This is a genomic window from Nocardia callitridis (assembly GCF_039543305.1).
Lineage (GTDB): Bacteria > Actinomycetota > Actinomycetes > Mycobacteriales > Mycobacteriaceae > Nocardia > Nocardia callitridis.
In genome coordinates this window covers 451,024-465,185 of sequence record NZ_BAABJM010000002.1, presented here as the reverse complement: position 1 = coordinate 465,185, position 14,162 = coordinate 451,024, and the positions used below count along the sequence as shown (strand labels likewise).

Below are 14,162 nucleotides of genomic sequence, written 5' to 3'. Positions count from 1 at the left end.
CTGACGGCGGCGGTTTCATTCGCCGCAGCTGTGCAGCGTCCGCACAGTCGCCCGCCGAAGCCGCGGCTGCGGCGAGCACGCCACGCCGTTGATCGCCTTGCTCGCGAGTCGCATGCGAGCTGATGGTCGTTGCGCACACCCGCATCGGGTCCGACCGAACCACAGAGGTGTGCGGCGAGGACGCGTCCGCGCACGAGGCAGCCTGCGGCAGAGTCGATTTCGCTTCAATCGGGATTGCTCATCCACCGGTCGACAGCATCCAGCGCATCGGGAACGAACGCGCAGGTGAGGTGCTCACACGGTTTCATGTCCAGCGTGACGTCGGCGCCTTTGTCCCGCCACGACTGTGCCAGCGCGCGAGCTCCTTCGGCGGGAATCCATTCGTCGAACTTCCCGTGCCACAGGTAGATCGGCATGGTGGGTGCGACGGCGCCCGCGGTGGTCTCCCGGTAGACCCGTTGCACCACGGGTGTCTCGTAGACGTCTTTCGAGGTGAACAGTTTCAAGGGCAGCGGGGCGAGTCCCGCGATGGCGCCTTCGGTGAAGCAGAGGTTCTTGTTCTTCTTCGCGGTCACCTTGCCCGCCTCGTTGAGCAGGTCGAGCGCGCCGGGAGTGACCCGGGCGATGCCCAGTGCGGCAAGCAGATACAACCCGGCGGCGGGCGGTTTGCCATCCATGGTTTCGCGCAGCAGTCGCAGATCGGCGGGTGTGCCGCCGGCGGCGGCACCGACGATGTTCAACTCGGGCGCGTACGCGGACTGGGTTTGCGCGGCCCATACCGTGGCGATCGCGCCACCGCTGTAGCCGATCATCGCTACCGGACTGTCGGCCAGTCCCGCGTCGGGCAATGCCAACGCGGCGCGCAGACCGTCGAGGACTTCGCGTGCCTGGGTCGGACCGTGTGCGTAGGCCATTTTCGGGCCCTGGTAGTCGGTCATCACGACCGCGTACCCGCGCGAGAGCAACTGCCGGGTGGTGTCGGGTGCTTCGATCGACACCTCGTGGGTGAGCTGGTAGGACGGGTTACATTTCAGGCCGACGCTGTCGATCGCGTAGTTGTTGCTGACCACCCGCCCGTTCCACCGATGGGGTTTCATGATGGTCGTGATCGCGGCGATCGGGGAGCCGTCGGCGGCGCTCGTGCTGAACCACACCTGCCAGGCGTCGAACGAGGAGGTCACCGCGAGCGGCGGCAGAATGTCGACGCGTCGGCTGGACAGGATGGTGCCGTGCGGCAGCCCCTCGGTGTCGAACCGTTGGTCGAGGTAGGTGTCCCCGGTGGGGTCGGGGTCGAAGTCGGCGACGCGCACCGGATCCGCGGCGACGACCCCACCGCACAGGGTCACCAGCACCGCGCATACCGTCATGACGACCGAAACCCGTCGCGGGAGGCGAAGCATCACCGAACACCCTTTCGCTCGAACAATCTCGACGATCACGAGCGGGTCGGCAGAAAGCCGTATGCCGAGGTCCCGGCGCGCAACGTTAGACGACCGGCGCCGAGGCACCCGGCATTTGCGTGAACACGCCACGCGCGCGCCGCGCGCTCAACCGGGCGGGCGCCTAGATTCGGGGGTATGGAGACCATCGAGCTCGCCGCGCCGGACGGCAGCGTGGAGGCACTGATCGCGCGACCGTCGGGAGCGGGTCCATGGCCGGGTGTCGTCGTCCTGCACGATGCGTTCGGTTTCGGCACCGACGTGCGCACGCATCTGACCACCCTCGCCGAGCGAGGCTATCTGGCGATCGCACCGAACTTGTTCGCCCGCAACAAGGTCGCGTGCATCAATGCGGTGTATCGGGCATTGGTGTTCAGTGCGGAGGGACCGCAGGTGCGCGATATCCTCGCCGCCCGCGACCATCTGGCCGCCGACCCCGACTGCACGCGTCGCATCGCGGTGATCGGGTTCTGCATGGGTGGTGGTTTCGCGTTGTTGGTGGCGCCGAAGGGTTTCGACGCCGCCGCACCGTTCTATCCGACGTTGTTCGCCGACTACCGGCGTTTTCTGGAGGGTTCCTGCCCGGTGGTGGCGAGTTTCGCCCGTCGCGACCCGATGTTGATCGGCAAACCGGCCAAGCTGGAGCGGGCGCTCACCGAATTCGGCGTCGAGCACGACATCAAGACCTACGACACGGTGACGCACGGTTTCGCGAATATCACCCCCGCCGAACCGATCCTGCGTGTCACCGGCCTCGGCCACAACGACGAGGCCGCCGCCGACGCGTGGCAGCGTATCTTCACCTTCTTCGACCGGCACCTGAGCGCCGCCGCGTCGTAATGAGCGCCGCCGCGTCGGGGTACGCGCCACGAGTTCGCGGCACCGGACTTCTCGGCGATCCCGCGCACGGGATCACCGATCACCGATCAGTGTCGACTGGGAACGAACGCCGTTGGCGCGCGGTGGTCGTCAGGCGGCGGTGAGCGCGGCGAAGGGCGCTGCGAACATCGTCTGTTTGATGTCGGCGAGGGTGTCGGCGTCCTTGGCGCCCAGTGGTTCGACCAGACCCACGGCGGTGTCGACGACCGCGTCGTGTGCGGCGGTGGCGTCGACGAGCCCGACGGCTTCGGCATCGGTGCCACCGAAGCGGCGGCCCGTCGTCATCGCCGTGAGCGCGGTCTTCGGGGTGAGTTTGGCTTGGATGAGTGCGCTCATGCCGGGGGTGAAGCGGATCCCGAGGTCGACCTCGGGGAGGCAGAAGTAGCCTCGGTCGGCGCGCATCACCCGGTAGTCGTGGGCGAGTGCGAGCATCGCGCCCGCCCCGAAGGCGTGGCCGGGTAGTGCGGCTACGGTGGGGACGGCGAGGGTGAGTACGCGACCGAGCAGTTGTTGCACCCGCGCGACGTACCACGGCGCGCGATCACCGTTGGCGCTCAACCAGTCCAGGTCGAGGCCGTTGGAGTAGAACTTGCCGCTGGCGGTGGTGAGCAGGGCGGGTGCGCCGGCGGCGAGTGCGGTATCGAGGTGGTGGTCGATCTCGTCGAGGGCCTCGGGGGAAAAGCGGTTCTCGGTGTCGCCGAGATCGAGGACGGCGATGCGGTCGCGGTAGGTGAGGGTCGGCATGGATGCTCCTGGATATCACGGGGTCGGGTCATGAACCGGGTGTGGGGCCGAGCGCCACTACGGCACGCACCGCGGCGCGCAGGTGTTCTCGGGCAAGGGAATCGGGGTCGGCGGCGGGGGTGAGGCGATCGCGGCGCAGCAGTATCGCGGTGGGCAGATCCACCACGCACAGGGTGATCGTGTCGACGGCGTGGCGGTCGCGGCGACCCCACAGACAGTGCGCGAGCCGGATCAGTACGGCCAGCAACGTCTTGTCGGTCTCGGCGAGGTCGGCGGCCACGGGTTCGGGGACCTCGGTGAACAATTCGGCGCGGTCGAGGGCGAGTAGCAAACGCGCGGAATCCGGAAATTGTCGCGCGAAATCGGCGGGGGTGGTCGCGGCCGCGAGAACGGCTGCGAGGCCGTCGGATTCGCGCAGTAGCGGGTCGACCAGTTCGGTTTGCATGGCCAGAAACCGGTGCGCGCCGCGCAACCAGGCGCGGGCGAGCAGCTCGCCGCGCGAGCCAAAGGTGTGGTAGATGGCCCCGTTGGAGGCGCCGGTGGCGGCGGCGACGGCACGGATGGTGACCGCGGCCGGTCCGGCGCGCACGGCGAGCGATTCGGCGGCGTCGAGCACGGCGTCGGGGTCGTGGATGCGGGGCCGTGGCATGCCACCGAGAGTAACAGAACATCTGCTCTGTTACTTCTGCGCTAGCTATTTCCCCAGGTAACGGCAACCGAAGTTCTGTGCGCGACACCCTGATGCGGTGACGAGCCGATCTCACGATGCGGTAGCCTTCGGTCTCTCGAACATCGATCCCTACCCGAAAACGACCGAAACGAAACCTTGTCCGAAACGAACAGAACGGCGCGCCGAATGTCACGTGTGGTCACCAAGGAGCAGTACTTCGACACCGCTCTGGAGGTGCTCGCCGAACTAGGCTTCAAAGGTCTCAATATCGGGGTTCTGTGCGGTCGCCTCGGCATCACCAGCGGATCGTTCTACCACCATTTCGGCAGTTGGCAGGGTTTCGTCGACGCCCTGTTGGAACATTGGGAGAACCGGCAGGTTCGCATCCTGCGCACGTTGAAGTTCAACCAGGGCAATCCCGACGACGATCTGCGTGCGATCTCGGAACTCACGCTGGGACTGCATCATTCGGCCGAGGCCGCGATCCGCGCATGGGCGGCCAACGACGAGTCGGTGAACCTGGCGCTCAAGCGGGTCGACGAGTCGCGCAGGCGCACGGTGCACAAGGTGATCGACGGCATCGTCGCCGACGACGACACCGCCGCGGTGGTGGCATCGCTGGGAATCGCGATGCTGGTGGGCTACCAACAGATCGCGGCCGGCGGCGGCGAGGCGACGTCGTTGGACAGTCTGCTCACGGAGTTCGCGCGCCTGGTCTACTCGCACGTGCGCCGCTGAATCGCCGGAGGGGTTGCGGCGCAACGCATGCCCGCGTTCGCTCAGTCCAGCGTTACTTCAGCTCAGCCCAGTTCTTCGTCGACGAAGCACCAGCGCCAGGCCTCGCCGGGTTCGACACTGCGCATCACCGGATGTCCGGAGGCACGGAAGTGCGCGGTCGCGTGATTGCCCGGCGAGGAGTCGCAGCATCCGATGTGACCGCAGGACAGGCACATTCGTAGGTGCACCCAGCTCAGGCCCTCGGCGCGGCATTCGCCGCATTCGTCGGGGCCGTCGGGTTCTCTGGTGAGTGGTGCGGCGCGCAGGTGTGCGCAGCAGTTGTCGGCGCCGGTCGCGGCGAGCACGCCTTCCTCCTGGTCGTCGGAGGTGTCGAATCGATCGATCATCGATTCCTCGAGATCCAGTTGGGCCAGGACGTACTGCAGGACCGCGTAGTCCACGGTGCCGGAGTCCCGCACGCGCAGGACGGTTTGGCGTTCGGCGCGCAGCATGACCAAGCGCAGGCGAATGTACTCGGCGTTGGGTGTGGTCGACTCGGATTCGGCGCGCCCCAACCGTTCCCACGCCGCGTTCGCCTTCCATTCCACGCGTTCGCGCAGCTGGGTGACCACGCCGGGTGGTGTCTGCGGGGTGACGGCTTTATCCAGTTCGACCAGTCCCGCGGCGGTTGCCTGCTGCATCAGGCTGGCCGCGGTGAGCGCGTCTTCGGAACGGCTCGGTCCACGCAGGCGCAGCAAACGCACCAGCAACGGCAAGGAGGTGCCCTGGATGACGAGCGTGCCGGTCACCACGACCAGCGCCAGCAGTTTCAGTACTTCCAATTGTGGGGTGTCCCGGGGGAGCAGCAGCACCGCGGCCAGTGTCACCACGCCGCGCATGCCCGCCCACGAGACCACCGCCGAGTACCGCAGCGAATCCGCGGTCGAGCGCCGGAATCGGCGCAGCAGCATCAGCCACGGGAAAATCCACAGTGGCCGCGCCAGCACGGTCGCGGCGAACACCCCGACCGCGGCGATAGCGATCGTCGTGTTGTCGAGTCCGCCGCGCCAGGCGCCTTCGACGATCGCGCGGACCTGCAATCCGATGATCAGGAAGACCGCGCTCTCCAGGATGAATTGGATGGTGCGCCAGTTGATTCGCTCCGACACCCTGGAGGCGGCGCTCTGCCAGACGGGTGCGCCGTGGCCGAGGATCATTCCGCAGATCACGACCGCGATCACCCCGGAGGCATGGATTTCCTCAGCGGGCAGGTAGGCGACGAACGGCGCGAGGAACGACACGGTGGTGTCCAGCACGGGGTCGTTGATCCTGCGGCGAATCCAGGCCAACAGCAACGCCACCACGACACCCACCGCCGCGCCACCACCGGCGGCCAATGCGAAATCGCCACCGGCCTGCCACACCGAGACCGTGCCCGCGGAGGCGGCGATCGCGGTGCGCAACGCGACCAGTGCGGTCGCGTCGTTGAACAAGGATTCGTCTTCGAGAATGGTCACGATCTGGCGCGGCATCCCGATACGTCTGGCCACCGCGGTCGCGGCGACGGCGTCCGGTGGTGCGACGACCGCGCCGACGGCGACCGCGACCGCGAACGGCACCGGAAGCAACCACCACACGACCGCGGCCACCACGAAGGTGCTGAACAGCACCAGCCCCACCGAAAGAAACGCGATGGTGCCGAGATTGGCACGGAAGTCCACCAGCGAGGTGCGGATGGCCGCGGTGTAAAGCAGGGGAGGCAGCAGGCCGAGCAGAATGATTTCGGGATCGGGGTGGATCTCGGGGACCAGTGGCAGATACGACGCGACGATTCCCGCGACGATCAGCACCAGCGGTTCGGAGACTCCGAGACGGCGCGCCGCCGCGGCCAGGGCCGCTGCCGCCGCCACGAGCACTACCAGGCCGATCGCGATGTCCACGGGGGCATTCTCGCAGAGCGCTCCCGGCATTCGACGCACGGTGGATGACATGTCCGCAGTTTCCAGAATGCCTGTGGTGCTCGGATTCGCGCGCCATCATGGTCGGACAACAAGGAGGTTGTCATGGAGGAGTTCGTATCCTGGCGGGCGAACGGACGACGGCTCACCCACCGCGGACATCAGATTTTCTGGCGCGACAGCGACATTCCGGCACGCCCCGAAGCGAACAAACGCGGCACGGGCACGTTGCTGTGCATTCACGGATTCCCGACCGCGTCGTGGGATTGGCATGCGGTGTGGCCGGGACTGTGCGAGCGCTTCGCGCGGGTGCTCGCTCCCGACATGATCGGTTTCGGGTGGTCGGCCAAGCCGCGGCACTACGCCTACAGTATCGCCGATCAGGCCGATATCCACGAGACGTTGCTCCGCGAGCAGGGCATCACCCGCTATCACATTCTGTCCCACGATTACGGCGATACCGTCGCTCAGGAATTGCTTGCCCGCGACAATCGTCGGCGCGCCGAGGGCGAGGAGACGTTGCGGGTGGAGTCGGTGTGTCTGCTCAACGGTGGACTGTTCCCGGAAGCCCATCTCGCGCGCCCGATCCAACGGCTGTTGGCCAGCCCGCTCGGTCCGTTGGTCGGGGTGATCGGCACCGAGCGCACGTTCCGTCGCAGCCTGTCGGCGGTGTTCGGCCCCGATACCCGCCCCACCGACGCCGAATTACACCAGTTCTGGTTGCTGTGGTGCGGTAAGCATGGAAAACGCAACGGCGACAAGCTGATTCATTATCTGAGCGAGCGCCGCAGGCATCGGGAACGGTGGGTCGGCGCGTTACGTGACACCGAGGTGCCGATCCGTTTGATCGACGGTCTGCTCGACCCGGTGTCCGGCGCGCACATGGTGCGCCGCTATCGGGCGGTGATCGCCGACCCCGATGTGGTGGAACTGCCGGAGGTGGGCCACTATCCGCAGGTGGAGGCGCCGAGCCGAACTCTCGACGCGATCCTGCAATTCCACCGGGAGCGCGTGGACAACTCCACGCGCTGAGGGTGAGGGGTTATCGCTCCCACTCGCCGTCGCGTTCCCATCCACCGTCGGGTTCGGGTTGCGCCGATACCTGCGCGTAGAGCACCACGTCGACGTCGATCGTGTCGGCGCCGACCGAGACCGCTCTCGGACCGCTGGCGGCACTGTCCACGGTGTAGCTGCCCGCGTCGACGCGATCGAAGCGGTAGGCGCCCGCCTTGTCGGTATTGGTCGTGGCGATCGGTACGCCGTGGCGATCACGCAGCGTCAACCGCAGTCCCGCGACGGGTTCACCACCGTAGGTGACCGTTCCGCCGAGCACACTGCGCACGTCCACCGACAGGTCGACGGTGTGTTCGGTGCCGTCCGCGCACGAGACCACGGTGGCGACGGGGTCGGCGCCCGGTGCGGCGAGCACGAGGGTGATTTCGTCGGCGTGGATCTCGGTGAGCCGGTAGTGGCCGGTGACGTCGGTGACGTCGCTGGTGAGGACTTCGCCGTCGGCGCCGATCGCGGTCAGTGTCGCGTCCGGGACCGGTTGACCGTCGCGCAGGTGCGTCACCCGGCCGCGCACACTGGTCGAGGGTGTGAGGGTGACGGCAAGCGCTGCCGCATTCGCGGTGAGGGTCACCATCACCGCGTGCGGGTCGTAGCCGCGGTGGGAGAACACCGCGAGATAGCTGCCGACGGGCAGGCCGGTGACGGCGAATTCGCCGTCGGCGTCGGTGTGGGTGAGGCCGACCTGGGCGCCGGTGCGGTCGGCGAGGGTGACCGCCACCCCGGCGACACCGGCGCGCCCGTTGTCGGCGCGGCCGCGCAGGGTCGCGCCGTCTCGGGTGTTGGACGACCGAGGCGAGAAAGCGTTGCTCTCGTGCATTGTCACGGACGTTCTTTCGTCGAGGGATTCGGTTCGGTGGGGAGGATGATGTCATGTCGTTGCGCCACACCGGAACCCACGGTCACCGGAGAGTGCACGAGGGGGTGTTCGACGGCGACGAGGGTCAGCGGTTCGGCGGGGAGATCGTCGAACCGGTAGCTGCCGTCGCGCGCGGCGACGGTGGTGGTGAGGTTGGTGCCGTCGCCGCGGTGTGCGGTGACGGTGACCGTCGCGTACGGCGCCTGTTCGATCGCGCCGACCACGCCGCGCACGGTGCGGGTACCGGTCGCCACGGCGCCCTCGACCTGTGCGCGCTCGACCTGCGCGGCCGCGGTCCGGTGGCGATAGGGAACGACGGCGGCGGCGATGATGGCGAGCACGCAGATACCGCCGGAGACGCCGAAGGCGAGGGTGTAGGCGTCGAGGGTGGGCAGGGGGATGCCCGGCAGGGTTTTGGTGGCGAGCATCGCGGTGGCCACGGCGGTGCCGATGGATCCGCCGACCGAGCGCAGTGTCTGGTTGACGCTGTTGGCGATGCTGGTCTGTTCCGGTGTGGTGCCGCTGTTGAGCAGGGTCGGCATCGCGCCCATCGCCAAACCCAGTCCGAGACCGAGTAATCCGGTGGCGACGAAGAAGTGCCAGTGCTGCACGTGCCACAGCACGAGGAACCCGAAGGTCGCTGTCGCGACGACAGTGCCGATGACCAACGGCACCTTCGGTCCGAGGTGCCGGATGAGCACCGAGACCGCACCGGCGGCGATCAGGGTGCCCGCGGTGAGCGGCAGCAGGGTGATGCCCGCGCCGAGTGCGTCGGAGCCGAAGCCGTAGCCGACCTTGCTCGGGGTTTGCACGAACTGGATCACCAGCACGAACGCGCCGTACATGCCGGCGCCGGTGAGGAACGCGGTGAGGTTGGTGCCCAACACGACCGGCTTGCGCATCATTCGCATGTCGACCAGCGGTTCGGCGACGCGTTGTTCGACGAACACCCAGATCGCCAGCAGCACTGCGGCTCCCGCGAACAAGCCGAGCACCGAGCCGGAGGTCCATCCCCAGGTCGGTCCGCGGTTGATGGCCAGCACCAGGCACACCAGGCCGCCGCTGAGGGTGAGCAGACCCCACACATCGACGTGGAAGGCTTTGGCGCGCTCGGGAAGCCGGATCAGTGTGACGACACCGAGGAGGCCGATGGCGGTGGAGGCGGCGGAGATCCAGAACATGCCCTGTGCGGTGATCCCCGCCTTGACCAGGCCCCCGGAGATCAGTAGGCCCGCGCCGGCGCCGATGCCGGTGAGTGCGCTGAGCAACGCGATGCTGGAGGCGACGCGTTCGGGCGGGAAGATCGACCGCACGATGCCGATGGCCAGTGGCATGGCCGCGAATCCCATGCCTTGCAGTACCCGGCCGACCAGGACGACGGCGATGGACGGGGAGACGGCGACCAGCACCGATCCGACCGTGGTGAGGGCGAGGGTGATCATCAGGACGCGTTTGCGACCGAGGGCGTCGCCGAGTGAGCCGAGGAACGGCGTGAACACCGCCGCCGCCAAAAGGTTGACGGTGACGACCCAGGTGATGTCGGCCATCGACACCTCGAGCGAGGTGGCCAGGCCCGAGAGGATCGGCATCACCATGCTCTGCATGACGACCACGGAGAACGTGGACAGCGCGAGCACCAGCAGGACGGCTACCGGATTGGCATGCGCTGACTCGGCAGCGGGTGGCGGGTCGGCGGGTAGGCGATGCCGTGGCGGCGCGAGGGTCTCGGTCACAAGATAACTCCCTATGTAGTCAACTGACGACTTGAACCATAGCGCCGACCCGCAAGCTAAGTCAACAACTGACTACATTGTGTCTTATGCCTCTGAACAGCATGTTTCGTCTGGTCTACACTGGGTCGTCAGTTGACGAGTTCGTCACACGAAGGGCTAGGCGATGACGACAACACATTCCGACGGCGCCGCGAAGCCGCGCCGTCGCGACGCGGCGGCCACCCGGCAAGCACTACTCACCGCCGCCCGCGTCCGCATCGCCGAACAGGGTGTCGAGGCCACAAGTACCCGTGATGTCGCCGCCGAAGCCGGGGTGAACCAGGCGCTGGTCTACCGCTATTTCGGGTCCAAGGAAAAGCTTTTCGCCGAAGCCGTCGGCGGTGCCGCGGCGACACCCGATCCGACAATGATGGATTCCCCCCTGCCGGACCTCCCGCGCGCATTGCTCGACCACGCCCTTGACGTCTCGGCCACCGGCCGCTATCCGAGCAGTTTCTCCGCGCTGGCCACCGGCGCCAACGACGACACCATGCGCACCATCCTCAAGGACCGCATCGAGTTCGCCTTCGGCACCCAACTCAGCACCCGCCTCACCGGCCCCGACCCGGAGCTACGCGCCGAACTCGTCGCCGCCCTCATCACCGGAATCGGCCTGCTCCGCGGCAAGGTCGGCACCCGAGCCCTCGCCACCGCCGACCGCGACACCCTCGCCACCTACGTCGACCTGATGACCCAGTCATTGCTCGGTCCGGACGAAAACGGTTGATCGATCAGGTGATTCACCGGGGTCGGGTTCGTCAGTGGGAGGGCGAGAACGCCGACATGTTGACCTGACGAGCCAGCGGTTGCTCGTCCCCGACGAGAATGGTTGAGCGAGTGAGAGTTTCGTCGGCGGCACGGTTCATCGGCGAGAAGCGGGTCACCGAAACGGTCCCTCGCCCTCCTCGTCGAACGCGACGCCCTATCGGCCGAAAGGGCGTTGCGGGCTCGATCCCCGCTCACCGCGGGTTGATCAACGCGTGCAGGTGCATGTCGTGCCAGCCGTCGGTGTGTGCGCAAGCGCTGCGTTGGGTGCCTTCGAGCGTGAAGCCGGTGGCTTGCGCGACTCGGCACGACGCGCTGTTACGCACCGAGTGCACGAGAGCGAGTCGGTGGAAGCCGATGTCGTCGAAAGCCCAGGCGATCAGGGTGGTCAGTGCCCTCGGAGCGATGCGCTGACCGCGGTGGCCGGGCATGGTCCAGTAGGCGACCTCCGCTTCGCCTTCGGCCGGCGCCATGTAGCGGAACCCGACGCGACCGACGACCTGCTCGCCGTCCACGACCGCCCACTGGGCTGCGGCGGCCTCGCGCCACCCGGTGCGCCAGCGGTCGATGAACTGGTGCGCCTCTTCTTCGGTGTCGATCGAACGGCAGTGCCAGGCTTGGATTTCGGGGTCCTGGTAGGCGATGCGCACGGCGGGCGCGTCGCCGTGCACCCATGGCCGCAGTGTCAACCCGTCCTCGGCGGTCAGTGTCGGCTGCGCCAGCTTCGTGAAGAGATCGGCGGACACGATATCGGGCAACAGATTCGGCATGGATGGATTGTGCACCGGCCGTGCGGTGTTGGTCACCGTGGACGTACCGACGATCGACGCATCCCGCTCACGACCCTTCGGTCACCGTGTCGGGGTGCCGATTGTGCTGCGGCGCAGCCGGTTCGGGGTTTTTCCGGAAGCCGGGGAGGTAGCCGTCGACCGCGGGGATCATCAGCTGGATGAGTGGTCCGATGCCGAATGCGTAGAGCAGGGTGCCGATACCCACGCTGCCACCCAGCAACCAGCCCGTCGACAGCACCGCCACCTCGATGGTGGTGCGTACGACCCACACCGGCCTGCCCAGCCGGCGCACCAGTCCGGTCATCAAACCGTCGCGCGGCCCCGGCCCCATGCCCGCGCCGATGTAGAGCACCGTCGCCACCGCGTTGAGCGCCACCGCCGCCAGCATCGCCACGACCCGCCCGACCAACGGTTCCCACGACGGCAACAACCACAGACCGACGTCCACGGCGACACCGACGACCACCACGTTGCTCACCGTCCCCAGGCCGGGCCGCTGCCGCAACGGAATCCACGCCAGCAACACGACAACACCCGCCAACGCGGTCACCATGCCGAAACTCAGCGGCACATGCCGAGTTACCCCTTGATGGAACACATCCCACGGGTCCAAGCCCAGCCCGGCCCGAATCATCACCGCCATCGAGAACCCATAGAGCGACAACCCGACATACAGCGCGACCAGCCGACGAATCAACACCGGTCAAGCATCCGGTCGCGCTCCGCGATCCGAAAGATCCACCACGACAACAGTGGCCCGCTTTCGGTGCGGACGACGGCCGCGTACCCGAGGCAGCGCCCGCGCGTCGACTCTGCTCAGTGTGCGGGCTCGAACCAGGCGGGCCCCTCGCGCAGCGCCTCGGTGATGCGGAACCTCTCGAAGTCGGGAAGCTCGGGAAGTCGGTCGGTGGCAAACCAGCCGACCTCGAGTGATTCGTCGTCGTTGACGCGTGCGTCGCCGTCGATGGCGCGGCAACGAACGGTGATGTCCATGAATTGGCAGACATCACCGTTGGGGTAGGTCTGTGCGGGCAGCGCGCGGACGGTCACGATGCGTTCGGCGACGCACCGCACCGCGGTTTCCTCGAACACCTCGCGTACCGCGCACTCCGCGGGTTGCTCACCGGGTTCCGGGATCCCGGCCAGGACGGCCCACGCCCCGGTGTCGGCGCGTCGACCGAGGAGCACTCGTCTCGCGTCATCGAACACGACGGCGGTCACACCGGGTAACCACAGTGGTTGGTGCCCGATCTCGGCGCGGATGCTGCGAATGAAGTCGGGAGTCGCCATGGGTCGACCGTAGCGGCACCGTTGCCTCTCGCCGGGTTCGCTGCGCCACGCGATACGGCATCAATCCCTCGAGCCTCGAGCAACCGTGCAACGGAAACTCCCCGTGTCCTGTCATGCGGCAGACCGGCGGCACAACGAATCATTCTGTCGCGGAGCGCACCATCGGCTGCCGCGCCCGGTTCGTGTCGAGCATCGTCACCGCACCGGCAGTGCCGGTGGCCTCGGCGCCTCGTCGCTGGTCACCGCCCGACCCTTCTGGCGCGCCGACGCCGCTTGCAGCGCACACGCGCCCGCACCGAGCAGCAAGCCGACCAGGGTGAGTATCGAGAGTTGCTCGCCGAGGAAGGCCCAGGCGATGAGGCTGGTGATCGCGGGGATGACGGCGAAGAGGATGGCGGCGGCCATGGCGCCCGCGCGTTTGATGCATGCCGAATACAGGGTTGTCCCGATCATCGAGCTGATCACAACCATCACGGTGAGCAGTATCAGCGCGCGCGGCAGGTCGGTGGTGGTGACGGGGGAAAACAGCAGGGTCAGCGCGGCGACGGGGGTCGAGGCGGTGAGGCCGAGCGCGTTCACCACCCACGGGTCCATGTTCGAGCAGTGCCTGCCCTGATAGACGCCGCCGACGGACAAGCCGAGCATCGCGATGATCACCGCGATGACGCCGGGCCCCACCGCGTGGTCGTGCACGATCTTCGGCAAACAGGCCAGCACCACGGCCGCCGCCGCGAGCCCCAATGCCACGACACCGCGCCGTGATTGGCGCTGCCCCAGAAACACCGCCAGCAGCGCGGCCGTCATCACCGGATTGAGCGCGATCACCAAGGCGGCCAACCCTGCCGAAACCCCGTGCGCCAGACCCCAATACGCGCCGAGGAACTGCACGCCCTGGGTGAGTAGACCCGCGATCATCGCGTGCCCCACCTTGCGGCGGTCCGACAGCGGTGACACCCGTGGTGCGGCGGCACCGCCGCGCGCGCCGAGGACGTGGCGGGCGACGACCACCCCCCACAGGAGTACGGCGGAGGCGGCGAACCGGAGCGAGATCACCAGGAACGGTGACATCACCGCGACCGTCGCGGCACCGATCGGATAACCGGCGGCATAGAGGATCGCGGTGGGCCCAGCGAGCCGAATCGGCAGGCGGCGAGCGGGGGGCGAGGTCTCGGACATGATTTCGAGCGTCGCCGACCAACCACCCGCCCGA

General features: G+C 67.5%; 14 protein-coding genes. 4 read left to right on the top strand and 10 right to left on the bottom strand.

Annotated elements, in window-relative coordinates; translation table 11 throughout:
* Positions 1–224: 224 nt before the first annotated feature.
* Positions 225–1,400, bottom strand: a complete 1,176-nt coding sequence (locus ABEA50_RS10895; protein ID WP_345495146.1) for a lipase family protein — start codon at positions 1,398–1,400, stop codon at positions 225–227.
* A 177-nt stretch (positions 1,401–1,577) separates the two neighbouring features.
* On the opposite strand from ABEA50_RS10895, the gene ABEA50_RS10890 reads away from it, so the two are divergent.
* Positions 1,578–2,279 carry a dienelactone hydrolase family protein gene (locus tag ABEA50_RS10890; RefSeq protein ID WP_345495145.1) on the top strand — a complete coding sequence of 234 codons (702 nt, stop codon included), beginning with the start codon at positions 1,578–1,580 and terminating at the stop codon, positions 2,277–2,279.
* Between the two features lie 129 nt (positions 2,280–2,408).
* On the opposite strand, the gene ABEA50_RS10885 is transcribed toward ABEA50_RS10890, so the two are convergent.
* Positions 2,409–3,062, bottom strand: a complete 654-nt coding sequence (locus tag ABEA50_RS10885; protein WP_345495144.1) for an enoyl-CoA hydratase-related protein — start codon at positions 3,060–3,062, stop codon at positions 2,409–2,411.
* Positions 3,063–3,090: 28 nt separating this feature from the next.
* Positions 3,091–3,711, bottom strand: coding sequence for a TetR/AcrR family transcriptional regulator (locus ABEA50_RS10880; protein ID WP_345495143.1), 621 nt, complete (start codon positions 3,709–3,711; stop codon positions 3,091–3,093).
* 207 nt (positions 3,712–3,918) lie between these two features.
* Here ABEA50_RS10880 and ABEA50_RS10875 point away from each other — a divergent pair, with 207 nt between their 5' ends.
* On the top strand, positions 3,919–4,470 hold the full coding sequence (locus ABEA50_RS10875; protein ID WP_345495142.1) for a TetR/AcrR family transcriptional regulator: 552 nt from the start codon (positions 3,919–3,921) through the stop codon (positions 4,468–4,470).
* Between the two features lie 62 nt (positions 4,471–4,532).
* On the opposite strand, the gene ABEA50_RS10870 is transcribed toward ABEA50_RS10875, so the two are convergent.
* On the bottom strand, positions 4,533–6,440 hold the full coding sequence (locus tag ABEA50_RS10870) for a Na+/H+ antiporter (protein WP_345495141.1): 1,908 nt from the start codon (positions 6,438–6,440) through the stop codon (positions 4,533–4,535).
* A 72-nt stretch (positions 6,441–6,512) separates the two neighbouring features.
* On the opposite strand from ABEA50_RS10870, the gene ABEA50_RS10865 reads away from it, so the two are divergent.
* Positions 6,513–7,439, top strand: coding sequence for an alpha/beta fold hydrolase (locus tag ABEA50_RS10865; protein WP_345495140.1), 927 nt, complete (start codon positions 6,513–6,515; stop codon positions 7,437–7,439).
* 10 nt (positions 7,440–7,449) lie between these two features.
* Here the strand turns inward: ABEA50_RS10865 and ABEA50_RS10860 are convergent, their stop codons facing one another.
* Both ABEA50_RS10860 and ABEA50_RS10855 read right to left on the bottom strand, forming a co-directional pair.
* Complete coding sequence (locus ABEA50_RS10860) at positions 7,450–8,295, bottom strand: MSCRAMM family protein (protein WP_345496516.1); 846 nt, start codon at positions 8,293–8,295, stop codon at positions 7,450–7,452.
* A 2-nt stretch (positions 8,296–8,297) separates the two neighbouring features.
* Positions 8,298–10,067, bottom strand: coding sequence for an MFS transporter (locus tag ABEA50_RS10855; RefSeq protein ID WP_345495139.1), 1,770 nt, complete (start codon positions 10,065–10,067; stop codon positions 8,298–8,300).
* Positions 10,068–10,230: 163 nt separating this feature from the next.
* Here ABEA50_RS10855 and ABEA50_RS10850 point away from each other — a divergent pair, with 163 nt between their 5' ends.
* On the top strand, positions 10,231–10,833 hold the full coding sequence (locus tag ABEA50_RS10850; protein WP_345495138.1) for a TetR/AcrR family transcriptional regulator: 603 nt from the start codon (positions 10,231–10,233) through the stop codon (positions 10,831–10,833).
* A 232-nt stretch (positions 10,834–11,065) separates the two neighbouring features.
* On the opposite strand, the gene ABEA50_RS10845 is transcribed toward ABEA50_RS10850, so the two are convergent.
* From ABEA50_RS10845 to ABEA50_RS10830, 4 genes are all read right to left on the bottom strand, one after another.
* Positions 11,066–11,641, bottom strand: a complete 576-nt coding sequence (locus ABEA50_RS10845; protein ID WP_345495137.1) for a GNAT family N-acetyltransferase — start codon at positions 11,639–11,641, stop codon at positions 11,066–11,068.
* Positions 11,642–11,708: 67 nt separating this feature from the next.
* Positions 11,709–12,362, bottom strand: a complete 654-nt coding sequence (yczE, locus tag ABEA50_RS10840) for a membrane protein YczE (RefSeq protein WP_345495136.1) — start codon at positions 12,360–12,362, stop codon at positions 11,709–11,711.
* Between the two features lie 116 nt (positions 12,363–12,478).
* The gene (locus ABEA50_RS10835; protein ID WP_345495135.1) at positions 12,479–12,952 is read right to left on the bottom strand and encodes an NUDIX hydrolase; all 474 of its coding nucleotides are present in this window, start codon (positions 12,950–12,952) and stop codon (positions 12,479–12,481) included.
* A gap of 195 nt (positions 12,953–13,147) precedes the next feature.
* A complete protein-coding gene (locus ABEA50_RS10830) occupies positions 13,148–14,128 on the bottom strand; it encodes a DMT family transporter (protein ID WP_345495133.1) in 981 nt (326 codons plus the stop codon).
* Positions 14,129–14,162 lie beyond the last annotated feature (34 nt).